A 15,890-nucleotide genomic window follows, 5' to 3' on the forward strand; every position below is an offset into this window, starting at 1 on the left:
GCGTCCCCCAAGAGGTTCAGTAGGGCAGCAGAGCAGCAGGACAGCGCTGTCCCCGCTCCGAGCGCCGGTGCCGGTGTCCGGCGATCGTCGAGTACCGGCCACTCAGCGGCGGGCAGGCAGCAGCCCGAAAGCGCCATCAGATTCAGGTCAGGGCTTGCGCAACCAGGTCGCCGGGTCGGTGATGTAGATGCCCTTGCCCTGGTGGCGGCTGATCACCCCGAGCGCCTCCAGCCGCACGTTGACCAGGTTGATCGTCGACGGACTGACGTTGAACCGGCTGCACTGCTCGCTGATCGAGGGCAGCTTGTCTCCCGGCTTGTACTTACCCGACCTGACGTCGGCGACGATCTCGTCGGAGATCCGGATGTAGTCCGGGGTCGCAGGCATGGCACTCCTCGCGTGGCACCCGCGATTCGATCACGCTCTCATCACGGCATGCAACTACGCACTGCAACCGGTCGTTGACTCTTTCAAGTTCCTCAAATAAGTTGGTTGGCGAGCGCTCCTCGCGTGGCAACGAGCAGGGCTCTCCCCCGGCCGGGGCGGGTGCAGCGGAAGGGAAACCGCCCGCCCCGGCCACCTTCCACGGCAGCACAATCCCCGCTGCCCCTGCGGAGAGGTGGTCCCATCGTGTGCAGGCTCCTCCGGCTGTTCCGCCGGCCCCGATCGAGGGCAACCGACCAGCCCCCGACAACAGGACGGTCCGCGCCGGCCAAGCGACCCACGGCAACCGGGCGGCCCCCCGCCCGGCACCGCGTCACCAACCGGCCCCCGACCAACCAGGCCAGGAGCAACAGGCGCCCGACAAACCAGACCCCGGACAGCCGGGCAGCCGGTCGCCCCGGTGGGCAATCCGGGCCGGCGGGGCGGAGGAACAGTGGGCAGCACTACCGGTCGACGGCGTACCGGCCGCTCTGCGCGAGCCAGGTACGGCAGCAGTGGTTCGGCAGGTCCCGCAACGGGCTGCACCCGGGCGAGGTGGACGGGTTCCTGCACCGGATCGCCGACGAGCTGACCGTGCTGCACGCCGAGCTGGCCCGTACCCGGGAGGAGAACGCACGGATCAAGGGTGCGCTGCGTGACTGGCAGTCCCGGTTCGCGCCCCGGGTGGTGCGGGCGTGACCGCCGCACCTGGGCGCGAGCGGTTCGTCGTACACCTGACTGTCGCTGCCGACGACCTGCCGGCGGCGCGGCTGCTGGCCGGCGCGATCGGCCGGTCGCTGGCGTTCCTGCCGGAGCTGGTGCTCGGCGAGACCACCGTCTCCGAGGCGGACGTGACGGACCGGCAACACCAGGTGTTCTGTGATCGGCGGCTCGGTGGGCGGCGGCGCTGCGTCCGGCGGGTCGACCACCAGGGCGGCTGCAACTCGTGACGCCACCGGCCGAGCAACGGCCCCGTGGGCTGCCGGATGGCGGGCACCTCGCGCCTGCCGGGCCCGGACACCCGGGCTGCCGGGCGGGCCGCCGGAGGGGCGACGGCGCGGGGCCGGTCACCCCGGGTGGGGTGACCGGCCCCGGGCCGATCGTGAGCGTGGGTCAGGCGACCGTGACGGTGACCTCGTTGACGCCCCGGTTGGCGGTCACGGCGGTGTCGCCGTTGCCGTGCCGGGACAGCGCCCGCAGGGTCCAGTTGCCCGGCGCGGCGAAGAACCGGAACTGGCCGGCCGGGGAGGTGACGACCTCGGCGGTGAACTCACCAGTCGAGTCGAGCAGCCGGACGTACGCGCCGGGCACGACGTCGCCCGACTCGGCCAGCACCTGGCCGGTGATGACGGTTTCCTTCTCCAGGTCCAGGCTGGCCGGCAGGGGCGCGGACTGGTCCGGCGCGGCGCAGCCGGCGGCGGTGGGAGCGGTCATGGCTCAGGCCTCCCCGGGCTCGTCGCCGAGGGCCACCGGCACGCCGACCAGCGAGCCGTACTCGGTCCAGGAACCGTCGTAGTTCTTGACGTTGGTGTGGCCGAGCAGCTCCTGCAGGACGAACCAGGTGTGCGAGGAGCGCTCGCCGATCCGGCAGTACGCGATGGTCTCCTTGCCGTCGTCCAGCCCGGCGTCGGCGTAGATCTTGCGCAGCTCGTCGTCGGACTTGAAGGTGCCGTCCTCGTTGGCCGCCTTGGACCACGGCACGCTGATCGCGGTGGGGATGTGACCGGCCCGCTGCGCCTGCTCCTGCGGCAGGTGGGCGGGGGCCAGCAGCCGGCCGGCGAACTCGTCGGGGCTGCGCACGTCGACCAGGTTCTTGGTGCCGATCGCGTCGACGACCTCGTCGCGGAAGGCCCGGATCGAGGTGTCCGGCTCCTGCGCGACGTACTGCGTCTTCGGCCGCTCCACCGCGTCGGTGACCAGCGGGCGGGCGTCCAGCTCCCACTTCTTGCGACCACCGTCGAGCAGCTTGACGTCGCGGTGGCCGTAGAGCTTGAAGTACCAGTACGCGTACGCGGCGAACCAGTTGTTGTTGCCGCCGTAGAGGACCACGACGTCGTCGTTGCCGATGCCCCGCTCGGAGAGCAGCGCCTCGAACTGGGCCTTGTTGACGAAGTCCCGGCGGATCGGGTCCTGCAGGTCGGTCTTCCAGTCGAGCTTGATCGCGCCGGCGATGTGGCCGGTGTCGTAGGCCGAGGTGTCCTCGTCGACCTCGACGAAGACGACGCCCGGGGCGTCGAGGTTCTTCTCGGCCCATTCGGCCGAGACGAGTGCGGTGTCGCGACTCATCAGATCACTCCCTGGTGAGGATGGGTGGTGAGCCAGCGCGGGTGGTGGAGATCGGTGATGTCGCACCATGCGCGGGACCCATAGAGGAACGGATCACGGGTTTGTGCGACGGCGCCGCTGCCGGGCGTTTCGGAGGGTTGGCACCTGAGGTCCGCAGACCCTGGGCGCGGTGGCCGCTGGGCGGCCGGAGACAGCCCCGCCGTCAGATGACGGAGCGACACAGGCAGGTGGCCACGCGGCACAGGTCGACCGCGCGCCGTTTGGTGAGGTGCGTCCCCATGGGCTCGGAGCCTACCAGCCGTCCCGGAGAGTGCCAGCTCACGACCAGCATGCGGGACGCGGGCCCACCAGGCGGGCAGCGCCGGGTGGGTGCCGCGTCCAGGACTGAGCGCTGACTCAGCTCGGCGAGTTGATCGGGACGTCCTTCGCGTCGGCGGTCACCGTGAGCCCCTCCGGGCGCGGCTCGACCTTGCGCACGTTGAGCTGGAACGGCAGCGACGGCAGGGGCACGTCCACCGAGATGCCCCGGGCGTAGTTGTTCAGCAGGGTCCGGGCCAGCGGCACCGCCGGCAGCCCCTGGGCGTTGAGGTCGGCGAACTTCAGCGACACCTTGCCGTCGTCGGCCACGGTGACGTCGGCGGTGCCGGTCACGGTGAGCTTCTGGCCGAGGATGTCGACAGGCGCGGTGACGGCGAGCTTGCCGTTCTGCTCACCGAGCTTGAGCCCCGGCCGGTCCAGCAGCTTGGCCAGGCTGTCGTAGCTGACCGTGCCGGTGCCGGCCACCGTCTCGGCCACCACCTCGCCCTGCCCGGAGCGGATGGTGTCCAGCGGGGCGCGCACGTTGCGGGCGTCCACGTCGAGCCGGGGCAGGCTGACCGCGTTGCCCTCCACCGACCCCTGCACGTCGGTCAGCACGATGGAGATCCGCTCGTACCGGCCGTCGACGACCTGGGTGAGGAACGGGAAACCGCCCACGTCGACCTGGGGCGGCGCGGAGCTGGCGTCCTGCTCGGTGATCGCCTGCTGCACCTGGTCGGCGATGGCGCGCTCGGCCAGCCCGGCCGCCACCCGGTCGGCCACCACCAGCAACCCGCCCAGGATCAGCACCAGGACGACAAGTACGACGAGCCACCTGCGCCCGCGCCGCCGGGGCCGCTCCTCGTACGTCTGCGCCACGCCCGTCTCCGTCCTTCGTCGCCGTCGCGGGTACGCGACGTGCCTGTCATCGATGCCGCCGCCCGCGGCGCACCGCTACTACCCGAGCGCCGCCGCGCCCAATCGCGCCGTGCGCCCCGCCGACGTCAGCCGGCGTCGGAGGATCAGAGAAAGAGCACACACATGGCGTACGCCGCCGGCGCGGCCAGCGCGAACCCGCCCAGCGGGCCCTGCATGTGCCGGGCGATCCACATGGTGGGCGGCTCGCCGGCCATCAGGCGGCCCGCCTCTGCGTAGCCGACGGCGAGGTCGGCCAGCACGGCGGTGGCCGCGGTGACCAGCCCGATCAGCGCGGCGCTGGTCGGGGTGAAGCCGACCAGGTAGCTGCCGAGCAGGGCGCTGGTGAGGGTGCCGACCATCGCGCCGACGACCACCCCGGCGGCCCCCCGGGGCACCTGCGGCGCGAGCCGGGGCCAGGCGAGCACGGCGTCGGTGAGCCGGGCCACGGTGAGGGCGACGCCGGTGGCGGCCAGGCAGACGGTGATCGCCTGGGTGCCGGCGGGAATCCGGCTGAGCGTGATCAGGGTGGCGAACGCCACCACGCCGACCACGATGAGCAGGGTGGTGCCGAGCGAGTCGGTCACCCGGACCCGGTCCACCCGGCGGACGAGTTGGCCGAGCACCCCGACCAGGAACCCGCCCAGCGCCACGTACCCGAGCGGGGCCAGTCCGGCCACGTCGGTCTGCACGGCGGCGACGTCGGCCGCGGCGGCGACCACGCCGCTGGTCAGCGCGACCAGCAGCAGCGCGGGCGGGCGCATGGCCATCGTCCAGGCCAGCACGAAGAGCAGTTGTACGCCGAACACGATGATCGCGAACGGCAGCCGGTGCCCGGGGCCGGCGGTCTGCGCGCCGAGCACCAGGCCGACGCCGAGCAGCGCGGCGAACCCGGCGACGGTCAGCGAGAGCGGACGGCGCACCTCGACCGGCTCGATCGGCTCCTCGTCCGGCTCGGTCTCGTCGTCCTCGCTGCGCCGCGGCTGGCCGCCCTTGCGGAACCGGCGTGGGCCGCGTTCGCGTCGGCTGCCGGCGTCGTCGTCGGGGGCGGGACGGGGACCGGGTGCGGGCCCTCCGGCCGGGCCGGCGGGCCCGTCGGGGGCGTCGTCGGCCCACGGGTCACGGCCGGTCTCGGGCGAGGTGGAGGGAAACACGCCCCGATCGTGCCAGACCGGCGGGGATCGGCGGGGATCACGGGGTGCCCGAGGGGGATCACGGTTTCGGCGACGTTAAAACCTGACCGGTGATCACGGGCAGATCCGACAAACAGGAAAGGACGCCGGGGTGACAGCGGAGCAATCGGTTACGCTCAGGCTGTTACCCGCCCGTCAGCGACGCCGGGACCCACGCAAGTTCTCAGCGCCCTGCCCACCCGCGGGGTTGCTGGTCGCGTGCGGCCGAAGGGCCGCCGGGACGGAGGTGATCGTGTGGAGCTCCTGCTGCTGGTGACCGCGCGCGCAGGTGAGCCCTCGGCGGTGCTGCCGGCACTCGACCTGTTGCCGCATTCGGTCCGTACCGCACCGCGTGACGTCCGCACCCTGGTTTCCGGGCCCAGCCCGGACGCGGTGCTGGTCGACGCCCGGTCGGAGTTGAGCGAGGCCCGTGCCACCTGTCGCATGCTGCACGCCACCGGTCTGGGCGTGCCGCTGGTCGCGGTGGTGACCGAGGCCGGCCTGATCGCCCTGAACGCCGACTGGGGCGTCGATGACGTGATCCTGGCCGGGGCGGGTCCGGCCGAGGTGGAGGCCCGGCTGCGGCTCGCGGTGGGCCGGCTGAGCAACGCCACGTCCGGGGCCGGTGGGTCGATCCGGGCCGGCGAGCTGAACATCGACCCGGACACCTACGCGGCGAAGCTGAAGGGCCGGCCGCTCGACCTCACGTACAAGGAGTTCGAGCTGCTCAAGTTCCTCGCCCAGCACCCGGGCCGGGTGTTCACCCGGGACCAGCTGCTCCGCGAGGTCTGGGGCTACGACTACTTCGGCGGCACCCGGACGGTGGACGTGCACGTCCGGCGGCTGCGGGCCAAGCTCGGCTCGGAGTACGAGTCGATGATCGGCACCGTCCGCCAGGTGGGCTACAAGTTCGTGGTCCCGCCGTCGTCCCGCTCGCTGCCCGAGTCCGAGCCCGCACCGCTGCCGGTTTGATCGGGGGCGGTGGCACCGCACCCCGGTAGGACTATTTCCGATACGCCCCTTTTGCTCCTGTTGTCGGTTCTATTCTTGGTGCCGTAATCAGCAGGGGTGAGAGGGGCTACGGTGCGTGCACTGACCACGGGGGCGACGAGAGGGCCGTCCCGCGATCCGGACCGGCGGTGGCGCTGATGCGTACCCGGTCGACCGGCGGCACCATCGGCATCGTCACGCTGGTGCTGGCCGCCCTGCTCGGGTCCGCGTACGCGCTCGGCCGCAGCATGACCCCCACCCCGCCCCGCCAGCCCCTCGGCGCGGCGGCACAGGTCGACGGCGCCCAGTACGGCGAGCAACCCGCCGACCCGGCCGCGCCGCCCGCCACCACGGACGGCGCCCGCCCCGACGGGGCCACCCCGGCCGGCACCCCCACCGCCGGGGCCGACCCGGACGCGCCACAGCCGGCCAGCGGCGGTGACGGCCCGTTCGGCAGCCACGCCAGCACCGGCACCGGTGAGGTCGCGCTGACCTTCGACGACGGCCCCGACCCGACGTACACCCCGCAGGTGCTGGAGGTGCTGCGCACCTACGGGGTCAAGGCGACGTTCTGCGTGGTCGGCGAGAACGCCCAGGACCACCCGGACCTGATCCGCGCGATCGTGGCCGACGGGCACACCCTGTGCAACCACTCGTGGCAGCACGACGTGCTGCTCGGCAAGCGCTCCCCCGCACTGATCCGGGCCGACCTGCTGCGGACCAACGACGCCATCCACGCCGCCGTGCCGGACGCCCCGGTCAGCTACTTCCGGCAGCCCGGCGGGGCCTGGACGTACCCCGTGGTCTCGGTCGCCGAGGGCTTGGGGATGACCCCGCTGCACTGGACCGTCGACCCCAACGACTGGCAGGTCCCCGGCGCGGCGAAGATCACCGCGACGGTCTCCCGGGACACCGGGCCGGGCGCGATCGTGCTCATGCACGACGCCGGCGGCGACCGGCAGGGCACCGTGGACGCGCTGCGTCGGCTGCTGCCCGACCTGACCGGCCGGTTCCGGCTGGAGGCGCTACCGCCCGGCGGGGCCAACTGAACCGGCGGGCCCGACCGGGCGGACGACGCCGACTACGGTGGCGGGATGAGCAGCGTCGAACCGACAGTCGACCGGGTGGCCCGCACCGACCGCCTCACCCCGGACGAGGTGACCGAGGTGCTGGCCCTGGCCCGGCTCGGCGGCGATGCCGACGGGGCCGACCCGTTCGACGAGCACACCCTGCTGCGGCTGCGTGACCCGCAGGCGGCGGCCGGGCACCTGACCGCCCGCGCCCCCGACGGCACCCTGACCGGGTACGCCCACCTGGACACCACCGAGCCGGAGTCCGGGGTCGGGGTGGAGTTGGTGGTGCACCCGGCCTTACGGCGGCGGGGCACCGGACGGGCGCTGGTCCGGGGCGTCCTCGCGGCGGCGTCCGGCCCGCTGCGGGCCTGGGCGCACGGCGACCACCCGTCCGCCGCGGCGCTCGCCGTGGATCTCGGCTTCACCCGGGCCCGGGTGCTCTGGCAGTTGCGCCGACCGCTGACCGGGGCGGTGCCACCGCCCCGCCTGCCGGACGGGGTGACGCTGCGTTCCTTCCGCCCCGGCGCGGACGACGACGCCTGGCTCGCGCTCAACGCCCGCGCCTTCGCCACGCACCCCGAGCAGGGCCGGTGGACCACCGACGACCTGCGGGCCCGGCTGGCCGAGCCGTGGTTCGACCCGGACGGTTTCCTGCTCGCCGTCGACGCCGCCGGGCGGCTGCTCGGCTTCCACTGGACCAAGGTGCACGAGCGGGCGGGCTCGGCCCGTACCGGTGAGGTGTACGTGGTGGGGGTGGACCCGGACGCCCACGGCGGCGGCCTGGGCCGGGCGCTCACCACCGCCGGCCTGGCCTACCTGCGGGACCGGCGCGGGCTGGACCGGGTGATGCTCTACGTCGACGAGTCGAACACCGCCGCCGTCTCGCTCTACGAACGGCTCGGGTTCGCCCGCTGGTGCGGGCACGTCAACTACCACCTGGGCTGACGCCGCCCCGTCCCCTCCACCCTCGCCGGTGACCTGCCGGGGCACGACCGGTGCGGTCTCCGTGCGGTAACGGCGGGGCCACGTACGGATAACGGCTGCCCGGATATGTCCCATCAATGCGGATACCGGGACGGCAGTTCACCTAACGGACAACCCTCCCTCAGGCAGCGGTCACCTTCCCGGCCGGGGCTGTTCATGCTCCGTTCACTTCCGACCGGCGAACCGTCTACCTGGCACTTCTAGCTTTCGTGTCAGCCGGTCAGCGCCGGCACTCGGGCCCCATCCGGGCGACCTGACCAAAGACGTGAAGGGAAACCCCTCAGGTGAAGCTCCAGCGGCACGGCGCCATTGCCTGCCTCGCTCTTACTGCGGTCCTCGGCCTCAGCGCCTGCGGCTCGGACAACAACGAGCCGGCCAGCGCCTCCGCCTCCGGCTCGGCCAGCGCGGCCGACTGCGGCAAGGGCACCCTGAACGCGCAGGGCTCCTCCGCTCAGAAGAACGCCATGGCTGAGTGGATCAAGGCGTACCAGCAGAAGTGCAGCGGCACCACGATCAACTACGAGTCGACCGGTTCGGGCGCGGGCATCCAGGCGTTCATCGCCGGCACCGCCGACTTCGCGGGTTCCGACTCCGCCCTCAAGCCGGAGGAGCAGCCGCAGGCGGACGCCAAGTGCACCGGCGGCGCGGCGCTCAACCTGCCGATGGTGATCGGCCCGGTCGCGGTCGTCTACAACGTCGGCGGCGTGGACAACCTCCAGCTCAAGCCGACCACCCTGGCGCAGATCTTCGCCGGCAAGGTCACCAAGTGGGACGACCCGGCGATCAAGGCCGACAACCCGAACGCCACCCTCCCGGCCGCCCCGATCCAGACGGTGCACCGCTCCGACGAGTCGGGCACCACCGACAACTTCACCAAGTACCTGTCGAAGACCGCGCCGACGGACTGGACCTTCGGCAACAACAAGGCGTGGAAGGCCCCCGGCGGCCTCGGCGCCCCCAAGTCCGACGGTGTCGCCTCCAAGGTCAAGAGCACCGAGGGCACGATCAGCTACGTCGAGTGGTCGTACGCCGAGAACTCCGGCCTGAAGAAGGCCAAGGTGCAGAACGGGGCCGGCGAGTACACCGAGCTGACCGCCGAGTCGGCCGGCAAGACCATCGCCGGGGCCAAGATCGAGGGCCAGGGCGACGACCTCAAGATGTCGATCGACTACGCCACCAAGGAGGCCGGGGCGTACCCGATCGTCCTGGTGACCTACGAGATCGTGTGCAGCAAGGGCATCGCCGCCGACAAGCTGCCGCTGGTCAAGGGCCTGCTGGGCCACGCCGCCAGCACCGAGGGCCAGGCCGAGCTGGTCGAGCTGGGCTACGCCCCGCTGCCCGACTCGGTCCGGACCAAGGTCGAGGCCGCGGTCAAGAACCTGGCCTGAGCATCCCGAGCGACATCACCTCAAGTCGAAGCGAGCGAGCAGATGGGTGAAACCCCTCACCGCTCGGCACACGCCGGCACCGGCGGACACCCCGTGACCCTGGGTCACGAGCGGTCCGCCGGTGCCTCGGCGCGCGTGGCCGAGGCACCAGTCAGCCCCCGTACCCCCGATGACGACCGTGGCCTCGGCGGAGGCGGCGGGCTGCCCCGGGCCCGCGCGTTCGGCGCGGAACGGGCGTTCCGTGGCGTGACCCTGGCCGCCGGCGTCGCCGTGCTGGTCATCATCGCGGCCATCGCGGTCTTCCTGATCGCCAAGGCCGTGCCGGCGCTGCGGGCCAACAGTGCGAACTTCTGGACCTTCGAGGGGTGGTTCCCCAACGACGATCCACCCACGTTCGGCATCGGCGCGCTCGCCTTCGGCACCGTGCTCACCGCCCTGCTGGCGCTGCTGGTCGCGGTGCCGGTGGCGCTGGGCATCGCCCTCTACCTGTCGCACTACGCGCCGCGGCGGCTCGGCACCGCGCTGGGCTTCGTGATCGACCTGCTGGCCGCCGTGCCGAGTGTGGTGTTCGGCCTGTGGGGGCGGGACTACCTGGTCGGGCCGGTCGCCGACCTGTCGGCCTGGCTGAACCGGTACTTCGGCTGGATCCCGATCTTCGGCGACGGCCCGTACGGCAACTCGATCCTGCTCGGCTCGCTGGTCCTGGCGATCATGGTGCTGCCGATCATCACCTCGCTCTCCCGCGAGGTGTTCCTCCAGACCCCGACCGCCAACGAGGAGGCCGCCCTCGCGCTGGGCGCCACCCGGTGGGAGATGCTGCGCACGGCGGTGCTGCCGTACGGCCGGCCGGGCATCATCGCCGCCGTCATGCTCGGCCTCGGCCGGGCGCTCGGCGAGACCATCGCGCTCGCGCTCACCCTCGGCTCGACGTACGCCATCTCGTTCAACATCCTCGCCAACGGCGGCAACAGCATCGCCGCGAACATCGCCAACCGGTTCGCGGAGGCCAACGAGACCGGCCGCGGCGCGCTCATCGCCTCCGGCCTGGTGCTCTTCGCGATCACGCTGGTCGTCAACATCACCGCGCGCGCGATCATCTACCGCCGCCGCGAGTTCACGGAGTCGGCCGCATGACCACCACCCTCACCCCCCGCCGTTCCCGCCCGCCGGCCCAGCCGGCCAGCCTGCGGGCCCGCCGCCTGCCCGGGTACGCCGCCCCCGCCCTGGCGGCGCTGGCCCTGCTCGTCGCCGCCGGCATCGTCTACGGGGTCGACCTCGGCGGCCCGGTCCTGGTCGTGGTGCTCGGCGCGGTGCTCTACCTGGCCGGTCTCTTCGTCGCGGCGAACGCGGTGGAGGGCCGACGCTCGGCCCGCAACCGGTTCTGGAGCGCGCTGATCCACTCCGCCCTGGTGCTGGCCGTGCTGCCGCTGGCCTCGGTGGTGTGGACGCTGGTCAGCAAGGGCACCGCCCGGCTCGACGGTGACTTCTTCGGCAGCTCGATGAACAACATCGGGGCCCGGGACGCCAACGGCGGCGCGTACCACGCCATCGTGGGCACGCTGGAGCAGGTCGGCATCGCCACCGCGATCACCGTCCCGCTCGGCGTGCTCTGCGCGATCTACATCGTCGAGTACGGCCGGGGCCGGTTCGCCTTCACCATCCGGTTCTTCGTCGACGTGATGACGGGCATCCCGTCCATCGTCACCGGCCTGTTCGTGCTGGCCTTCTGGGTGCTGATCGTGTCGCCGTGGTTCAACGACGGCCAGCCCGGCTTCTCCGGCTTCGCCGCCGCGCTCGCGTTGAGCGTGCTGATGCTGCCCACGGTGGTCCGTTCCACCGAGGAGATGCTGCGGTTGGTCCCCGCGCCGCTGCGGGAGGGCGCGTACGCCCTCGGCGTGCCGAAGTGGAAGACGATCCTGCGGGTGGTGCTGCCGACCGCCCTGCCCGGCATCGTCACCGGCATCATGCTCTCCATCGCGCGGGCCGCCGGTGAGACCGCCCCGGTGCTGCTCGTCGCCGGTGGTGGCGCGGCGATCAACTTCAACCCGTTCGAGAACAACCAGTCGTCGCTGGCCCTCTTCGTCTACCAGCAGGCCGGCGAGGCGTCGAAGTACTCCCCGGCACGGGCGTGGACCGCGGCGTTGACCCTGGTCGTCCTCGTGCTCGTGCTCACCGTCGCCGCGAAGCTGCTGGCCCGCCGCAACCGGCTCGGCCGATGAACCCCGGAGGTACCACCATGGCCAAGCGCATCGACGCCACCGACGTGACCGCGTACTACGGCGGTTTCAAGGCGATCGAGAACATCAACCTGACGGTCGAGCCGAAGACGGTCACCGCCCTGATCGGGCCGTCCGGCTGCGGCAAGTCGACCTTCCTGCGGTCGATCAACCGGATGCACGAGGTGCTGCCCGGCGCCCGGGTCGAGGGCAGCCTGACCATCGACGGCCAGGACATCTACCACCGCGACGTCGACGTGACCGCCGTCCGCCGCATGATCGGCATGGTGTTCCAGCGCCCGAACCCGTTCCCCACCATGAGCATCTTCGAGAACGTGGTGGCCGGGCTGCGGCTCAACGGGGTCCGCCGGAAGTCCATCCTGGACGAGGCCGCCGAGAAGGCGCTGCGCGCGGCGAACCTGTGGGACGAGGTCAAGGACCGTCTCGGCAAGCCCGGCGCGGGCCTGTCCGGCGGTCAGCAGCAGCGGCTGTGCATCGCCCGGACCATCGCGGTCGAGCCGCAGGTGGTGCTGATGGACGAGCCCTGCTCGGCGCTGGACCCGATCTCGACGCTGGCCATCGAGGACCTGATGTTCCAGCTCAAGGACAAGTTCACCATCATCATCGTCACCCACAACATGCAGCAGGCGGCCCGGGTCTCCGACCGCACCGCCTTCTTCTCGATCGAGAAGACCGGCGACCCCGGCCGGCTCATCGAGTACGACAACACCCAGAAGATCTTCAGCAACCCCGGCCAGAAGAAGACCGAGGACTACATCACCGGCCGCTTCGGCTGACCCCCGCCCGCCGGTCCGGTCCGCACGTTCGCTGTGCCGGGGCGGCCCTGCGGGGGCGACCGCCGGCGCGGCGGAATGCGGCCCAGGAACACTCCTGCGGGCCCTTTCGACCTGATGACGTCAACGACTCGCCTGTCCGGCGACGTCACCGGTCCCATCGCCCTGAGGAGTCCCCGCCCGACGGCACGGCGAACCGCCCGCACCGGCGGGTGCCGGTGAGTCGCCAGTGCCATCAGCTCGAAAGGGTCCGAGGTGGACCCACCCGGTGGGCGCGGCGAGACCGGGTGCGGCGGACCTGGGCGCAGCCGGACCGGGCGCGGTGAGGCCGGGCGCGGCAGGGCAGGACGCGGCAGGGTCAGCGGCCGCCGGACCGCCCACCCGACGCGCGACATCGCCGTCAGGTGAGGGTGAAGTGCGGGGTGCCGTCCTCGGCGACGTGGAGGCGGGGGGTCACCGGGGTGGCCGCGTCCCGGTCCGCCGAGCCACGCGCCACCGCCGCCACGCCACCACCAGCGGCAGCGGCGGCGGCCACCTCGGACAGGGTGACCAGGGTGGGCGGGAGCATGGTCAGCTCGCCGGCCCGCGCGCGGGCCAGGGCGTCCGCCGGGCGGACCCACATGGTGTGGTCGGCCTCGCCGGAGACGTCCCGGGTCCGCTGCCCCCGGGGCAGCAGAGCGACGAAGAAGTACGTGTCGAAGCGGCGCGGCTCGAACTCCGGGGTGATCCACCGGCTCCACGGCAGCAGCAGGTCGGACCGCAGGGTGAGCTGCCGCTCGGCGAGCAGCCCGGCGAAGCCCCGACGACGTGCCTCCAGATCCTGCCGCGCGGCCTCCCAGTCGTCACCGCTGACGTCACCCACCACGGTGTCCGGGTCGGGGCCGGCCAGCAGCACCCCGGCCTCCTCGAAGACCTCCCGCGCGGCGGCGCACACCACCGCCTGGGCGGCGTCGGGCGTGACGCCCAGCCGCCCCGCCCAGGCCGCCGGGTCGGGCCCGGCCCAGTCCAGGTGCGCCTCGGAGTCCGACGGGTCGACACCGCCGCCGGGAAAGGCGTACACCCCGCCGAAGGTCATCGCGGCGACCCGGCGGATGACGTACACCTCGAAGTCGGTGCCGGCCGGGCGGAGCAGCAGCACGGTGGCCGCGACCCGGGGCGTCGCCGGGGTGCCGCCCTCGGCGTGGAACCGACGGGCGTGCTCGACCAGGGCCGGCGGGGCGGGGAAACCGGTGCCGTCGATCGTCATGCGCCGAGCCTAGCCCCGCCGCCCGGACCGCCCCCGGGCCACGGGCGGGCGACGAGCGGCGGGTTAGCGTGGGCGCATGACACGTTGGGGGATTCTGTCCACCGGCCACATCGCCGGCCGGTTCGCCGAGGACCTCCGGCTGGTGCCGGGGGCCGAGCTGGTCGCGGTCGGCTCACGGACCATCGGGAGCGCCGAGGAGTTCGCCGGTCGCCACGGGGCCGACCGGGCGTACGGCTCGTGGGCCGAGCTGGCGGCCGACGACGGGCTGGACGCGATCTACGTGGCCACCCCGCACGCCGCCCACCACGAGGCCGCCCGGATCTGCCTGGAGGCCGGCCGGGCGGTGCTGTTGGAGAAGCCGTTCACCCTGGACCTGGCCACCAGCACCGAGCTGGTCGAGCTGGCGCGGGCCCGGGGGGTCTTCCTGATGGAGGCCATGTGGATGCGCTGCAACCCGCTGATCCTGCGCCTGGTCGAGCTGGTCCGGGCCGGGGCGATCGGCGAGGTCACCAGTGTGCGGGCCGACTTCGGGGTGGCCGGGCCGTTCCCGCCGGAGCACCGGATGCGCAACCCGGCGCTGGGCGGCGGCGCCCTGCTGGACCTGGGCGTCTACCCGGTGAGCCTGGCGCACCTGCTGCTCGGCGTGCCGCAGCACGTGCAGGCGTGGGCGAAGCTCAGCCCGGAGGGGGTGGACGAGAACACCGGCATCGTCTTCGGGTACGACTCGGGCGCGGTCGCCACGCTCGGTTGCGGCATGGTGGGAGCGACCCCGCTGACCGCCGCGATCACCGGCACCACCGGCCGGATCGAGCTGCCCGAGCCGTTCTTCCGGCCGGGTTCGGCGGTGCTGCACCGGGCCGGCGCCGAGCCGGAGACGCTCACCGACGACCCGGCCGGCGGCGGCTACCAGTACGAGGCCGCCGAGGTGCAGCGCTGCCTGGCGGCCGGGCTGACCGAGAGCCCGCTGGTACCGCACGCGGTCACGCTCGAGGTGATGGCCCTGCTGGACGGCATCCGGGGCCGGATCGGCGTCGACTACGCCTGAGCACGCCGTCGGGAGGGGCACCCCGGTCGCGGGGTGCCCCTCCCGACGGCGGTCAGAACAGCGGGCGGACCAGCAGGTAGGTGAGGCAGGCGATCAGCGCGGCGGCCGGGAACGTGATGATCCAGGCGAGCACGATGTTGCCTGCCACGTTCCAGCGGACGGCGGAGAGCCGCTTGGTCGCGCCCACCCCCATGATCGCCGAGGTGATCGTGTGGGTGGTGGAGATCGGGGCCTTGAGCACCAGGGCGTTGAAGTAGAGCACCGCGCTGGCCACCGTCTCGGCCGCGAACCCCTCCGGCGGACCCAGGTCGATGATCTTGCGGCCGAGGGTCCGGATGATCCGCCACCCACCGGCGTACGTGCCGAGCGCCAGCATGGTCGCCGAGGTCCAGAAGACCCAGCCCGGGATGTGCGTCTTGTCGTCCTGGAAACCGCCGGTGTACAGGGCCAGCACCACGATGCCCATGGTCTTGGCCGCGTCCTGCATGCCGTGGCCGACCGACATGGCCGCCGCCGAGGCGGTCTGCGCCCAGCGGAAGCCCCGGTTGAGCTTGCCCGGCTGCCCCTTGCGGAACGCCCACAGGATGGCCAGCATCAGCAGGTAGCCGAGGGTGAGCCCGATGATCGGGGAGAGCACCATCGGCAGGATGACCTTCTCGCCGATGGTGACCCACTGCACCACGCCGCCGGTGGAGAGCAGGGTCGCCCCGACCAACCCGCCGAACAGCGCGTGCGAGGACGACGACGGCAGGCCGAAGTACCAGGTGATCAGGTTCCAGGCGATCGCGCCGAGCACCCCGGCGAAGACCACCCCGAGACTGCCCACCCCGGTCGGGAGGGTGACCAGGCCGTCGCCCACGGTCTTGGCGACCCCCGCGCCGAAGTGCGCGCCGACGAAATTGCCGACCGCCGCCAGGAGCAGGGCGATCCGGGGGGTCAGCGCCCGGGTGGAGACGCTTGTCGCGATCGCGTTGGCAGCGTCGTGGAAGCCGTTGGTGTAGTCGAACGCCAGGGCCACCGCGATCACCGCCAGCACGGCGATGAGTTCGGGACTCACAGGA

At 72.5% G+C, this 15,890-nt stretch carries 17 protein-coding genes and 1 pseudogene; 10 read left to right on the forward strand and 8 right to left on the reverse strand.

Annotated elements, in window-relative coordinates; translation table 11 throughout:
- Window positions 1-147: 147 nt before the first annotated feature.
- On the reverse strand, window positions 148-387 hold the full coding sequence (locus tag B5D80_RS08035) for a winged helix-turn-helix domain-containing protein (RefSeq protein WP_088643161.1): 240 nt from the start codon (window positions 385-387) through the stop codon (window positions 148-150).
- A gap of 243 nt (window positions 388-630) precedes the next feature.
- On the opposite strand from B5D80_RS08035, the gene B5D80_RS34215 reads away from it, so the two are divergent.
- Window positions 631-1,122: a DivIVA domain-containing protein gene (locus B5D80_RS34215; RefSeq protein ID WP_281253445.1), complete on the forward strand. Its 492-nt coding sequence runs from the start codon at window positions 631-633 to the stop codon at window positions 1,120-1,122.
- Window positions 1,119-1,367 (forward strand): annotated as a pseudogene (locus B5D80_RS08045) (hypothetical protein); the annotation flags it as partial. The gene B5D80_RS34215 and the pseudogene B5D80_RS08045, both read left to right, overlap by 4 nt.
- Before the next feature lie 169 nt (window positions 1,368-1,536).
- Here the strand turns inward: B5D80_RS08045 and B5D80_RS08050 are convergent.
- From B5D80_RS08050 to B5D80_RS08065, 5 genes are all read right to left on the reverse strand, one after another.
- Window positions 1,537-1,857, reverse strand: a complete 321-nt coding sequence (locus B5D80_RS08050) for a DUF1416 domain-containing protein (RefSeq protein WP_088643163.1) — start codon at window positions 1,855-1,857, stop codon at window positions 1,537-1,539.
- A gap of 3 nt (window positions 1,858-1,860) precedes the next feature.
- Window positions 1,861-2,709 carry a sulfurtransferase gene (locus B5D80_RS08055; protein WP_088643164.1) on the reverse strand — a complete coding sequence of 283 codons (849 nt, stop codon included), beginning with the start codon at window positions 2,707-2,709 and terminating at the stop codon, window positions 1,861-1,863.
- A gap of 202 nt (window positions 2,710-2,911) precedes the next feature.
- On the reverse strand, window positions 2,912-3,040 hold the full coding sequence (locus tag B5D80_RS34980; protein ID WP_342747087.1) for an Ms5788A family Cys-rich leader peptide: 129 nt from the start codon (window positions 3,038-3,040) through the stop codon (window positions 2,912-2,914).
- Between the two features lie 65 nt (window positions 3,041-3,105).
- A complete protein-coding gene (locus tag B5D80_RS08060; RefSeq protein WP_088643165.1) occupies window positions 3,106-3,885 on the reverse strand; it encodes an LmeA family phospholipid-binding protein in 780 nt (259 codons plus the stop codon).
- A gap of 143 nt (window positions 3,886-4,028) precedes the next feature.
- The gene (locus B5D80_RS08065; protein WP_088643166.1) at window positions 4,029-5,075 is read right to left on the reverse strand and encodes a hypothetical protein; all 1,047 of its coding nucleotides are present in this window, start codon (window positions 5,073-5,075) and stop codon (window positions 4,029-4,031) included.
- A 273-nt stretch (window positions 5,076-5,348) separates the two neighbouring features.
- Here B5D80_RS08065 and B5D80_RS08070 point away from each other — a divergent pair, with 273 nt between their 5' ends.
- The 7 genes from B5D80_RS08070 (at window position 5,349) to pstB (ending at window position 12,541) form a co-directional block, all read left to right on the forward strand.
- A complete protein-coding gene (locus B5D80_RS08070) occupies window positions 5,349-6,065 on the forward strand; it encodes a winged helix-turn-helix transcriptional regulator (RefSeq protein WP_088643167.1) in 717 nt (238 codons plus the stop codon).
- A 176-nt stretch (window positions 6,066-6,241) separates the two neighbouring features.
- Window positions 6,242-7,132, forward strand: a complete 891-nt coding sequence (locus tag B5D80_RS08075) for a polysaccharide deacetylase family protein (protein WP_088643272.1) — start codon at window positions 6,242-6,244, stop codon at window positions 7,130-7,132.
- Window positions 7,133-7,177: 45 nt separating this feature from the next.
- Entirely contained in the window at window positions 7,178-8,101 is a 924-nt protein-coding gene (gene mshD / locus B5D80_RS08080; RefSeq protein ID WP_088643168.1) for a mycothiol synthase, read from the forward strand.
- A gap of 323 nt (window positions 8,102-8,424) precedes the next feature.
- Window positions 8,425-9,528, forward strand: a complete 1,104-nt coding sequence (gene pstS, locus B5D80_RS08085; protein ID WP_088643169.1) for a phosphate ABC transporter substrate-binding protein PstS — start codon at window positions 8,425-8,427, stop codon at window positions 9,526-9,528.
- Between the two features lie 42 nt (window positions 9,529-9,570).
- Complete coding sequence (gene pstC, locus B5D80_RS08090; protein WP_088643170.1) at window positions 9,571-10,662, forward strand: phosphate ABC transporter permease subunit PstC; 1,092 nt, start codon at window positions 9,571-9,573, stop codon at window positions 10,660-10,662.
- A complete protein-coding gene (gene pstA, locus B5D80_RS08095; protein ID WP_088643171.1) occupies window positions 10,659-11,747 on the forward strand; it encodes a phosphate ABC transporter permease PstA in 1,089 nt (362 codons plus the stop codon). The genes pstC and pstA overlap by 4 nt, the downstream gene beginning before the upstream one ends.
- 17 nt (window positions 11,748-11,764) lie before the next feature.
- On the forward strand, window positions 11,765-12,541 hold the full coding sequence (pstB, locus tag B5D80_RS08100; protein WP_088643172.1) for a phosphate ABC transporter ATP-binding protein PstB: 777 nt from the start codon (window positions 11,765-11,767) through the stop codon (window positions 12,539-12,541).
- A 397-nt stretch (window positions 12,542-12,938) separates the two neighbouring features.
- On the opposite strand, the gene B5D80_RS08105 is transcribed toward pstB, so the two are convergent.
- The gene (locus tag B5D80_RS08105) at window positions 12,939-13,784 is read right to left on the reverse strand and encodes an NUDIX hydrolase (protein ID WP_088643173.1); all 846 of its coding nucleotides are present in this window, start codon (window positions 13,782-13,784) and stop codon (window positions 12,939-12,941) included.
- 76 nt (window positions 13,785-13,860) lie between these two features.
- Here B5D80_RS08105 and B5D80_RS08110 point away from each other — a divergent pair, with 76 nt between their 5' ends.
- On the forward strand, window positions 13,861-14,829 hold the full coding sequence (locus B5D80_RS08110) for a Gfo/Idh/MocA family protein (RefSeq protein ID WP_088643174.1): 969 nt from the start codon (window positions 13,861-13,863) through the stop codon (window positions 14,827-14,829).
- A gap of 52 nt (window positions 14,830-14,881) precedes the next feature.
- Here the strand turns inward: B5D80_RS08110 and B5D80_RS08115 are convergent, their stop codons facing one another.
- Complete coding sequence (locus tag B5D80_RS08115) at window positions 14,882-15,886, reverse strand: inorganic phosphate transporter (RefSeq protein WP_088643175.1); 1,005 nt, start codon at window positions 15,884-15,886, stop codon at window positions 14,882-14,884.
- Window positions 15,887-15,890 lie beyond the last annotated feature (4 nt).

The sequence above is a fragment of the Micromonospora wenchangensis genome (genome assembly GCF_002210435.1).
Lineage (GTDB): Bacteria > Actinomycetota > Actinomycetes > Mycobacteriales > Micromonosporaceae > Micromonospora > Micromonospora wenchangensis.

Excerpts from the sequence above, each read along its gene's own strand:
- B5D80_RS08035 (WP_088643161.1), bottom strand. The coding sequence starts at position 387 with ATGCCTGCGACCCCGGACTACATCCGGATCTCCGACGAGATCGTCGCC.
- B5D80_RS08050 (WP_088643163.1), bottom strand. The coding sequence starts at position 1,857 with ATGACCGCTCCCACCGCCGCCGGCTGCGCCGCGCCGGACCAGTCCGCG.
- B5D80_RS08055 (WP_088643164.1), bottom strand. The coding sequence starts at position 2,709 with ATGAGTCGCGACACCGCACTCGTCTCGGCCGAATGGGCCGAGAAGAAC.
- B5D80_RS34980 (WP_342747087.1), bottom strand. The coding sequence starts at position 3,040 with ATGCTGGTCGTGAGCTGGCACTCTCCGGGACGGCTGGTAGGCTCCGAG.
- B5D80_RS08075 (WP_088643272.1), top strand. The coding sequence starts at position 6,242 with ATGCGTACCCGGTCGACCGGCGGCACCATCGGCATCGTCACGCTGGTG.
- mshD (WP_088643168.1), top strand. The coding sequence starts at position 7,178 with ATGAGCAGCGTCGAACCGACAGTCGACCGGGTGGCCCGCACCGACCGC.
- pstC (WP_088643170.1), top strand. The coding sequence starts at position 9,571 with ATGGGTGAAACCCCTCACCGCTCGGCACACGCCGGCACCGGCGGACAC.
- pstA (WP_088643171.1), top strand. The coding sequence starts at position 10,659 with ATGACCACCACCCTCACCCCCCGCCGTTCCCGCCCGCCGGCCCAGCCG.
- pstB (WP_088643172.1), top strand. The coding sequence starts at position 11,765 with ATGGCCAAGCGCATCGACGCCACCGACGTGACCGCGTACTACGGCGGT.
- B5D80_RS08105 (WP_088643173.1), bottom strand. The coding sequence starts at position 13,784 with ATGACGATCGACGGCACCGGTTTCCCCGCCCCGCCGGCCCTGGTCGAG.
- B5D80_RS08110 (WP_088643174.1), top strand. The coding sequence starts at position 13,861 with ATGACACGTTGGGGGATTCTGTCCACCGGCCACATCGCCGGCCGGTTC.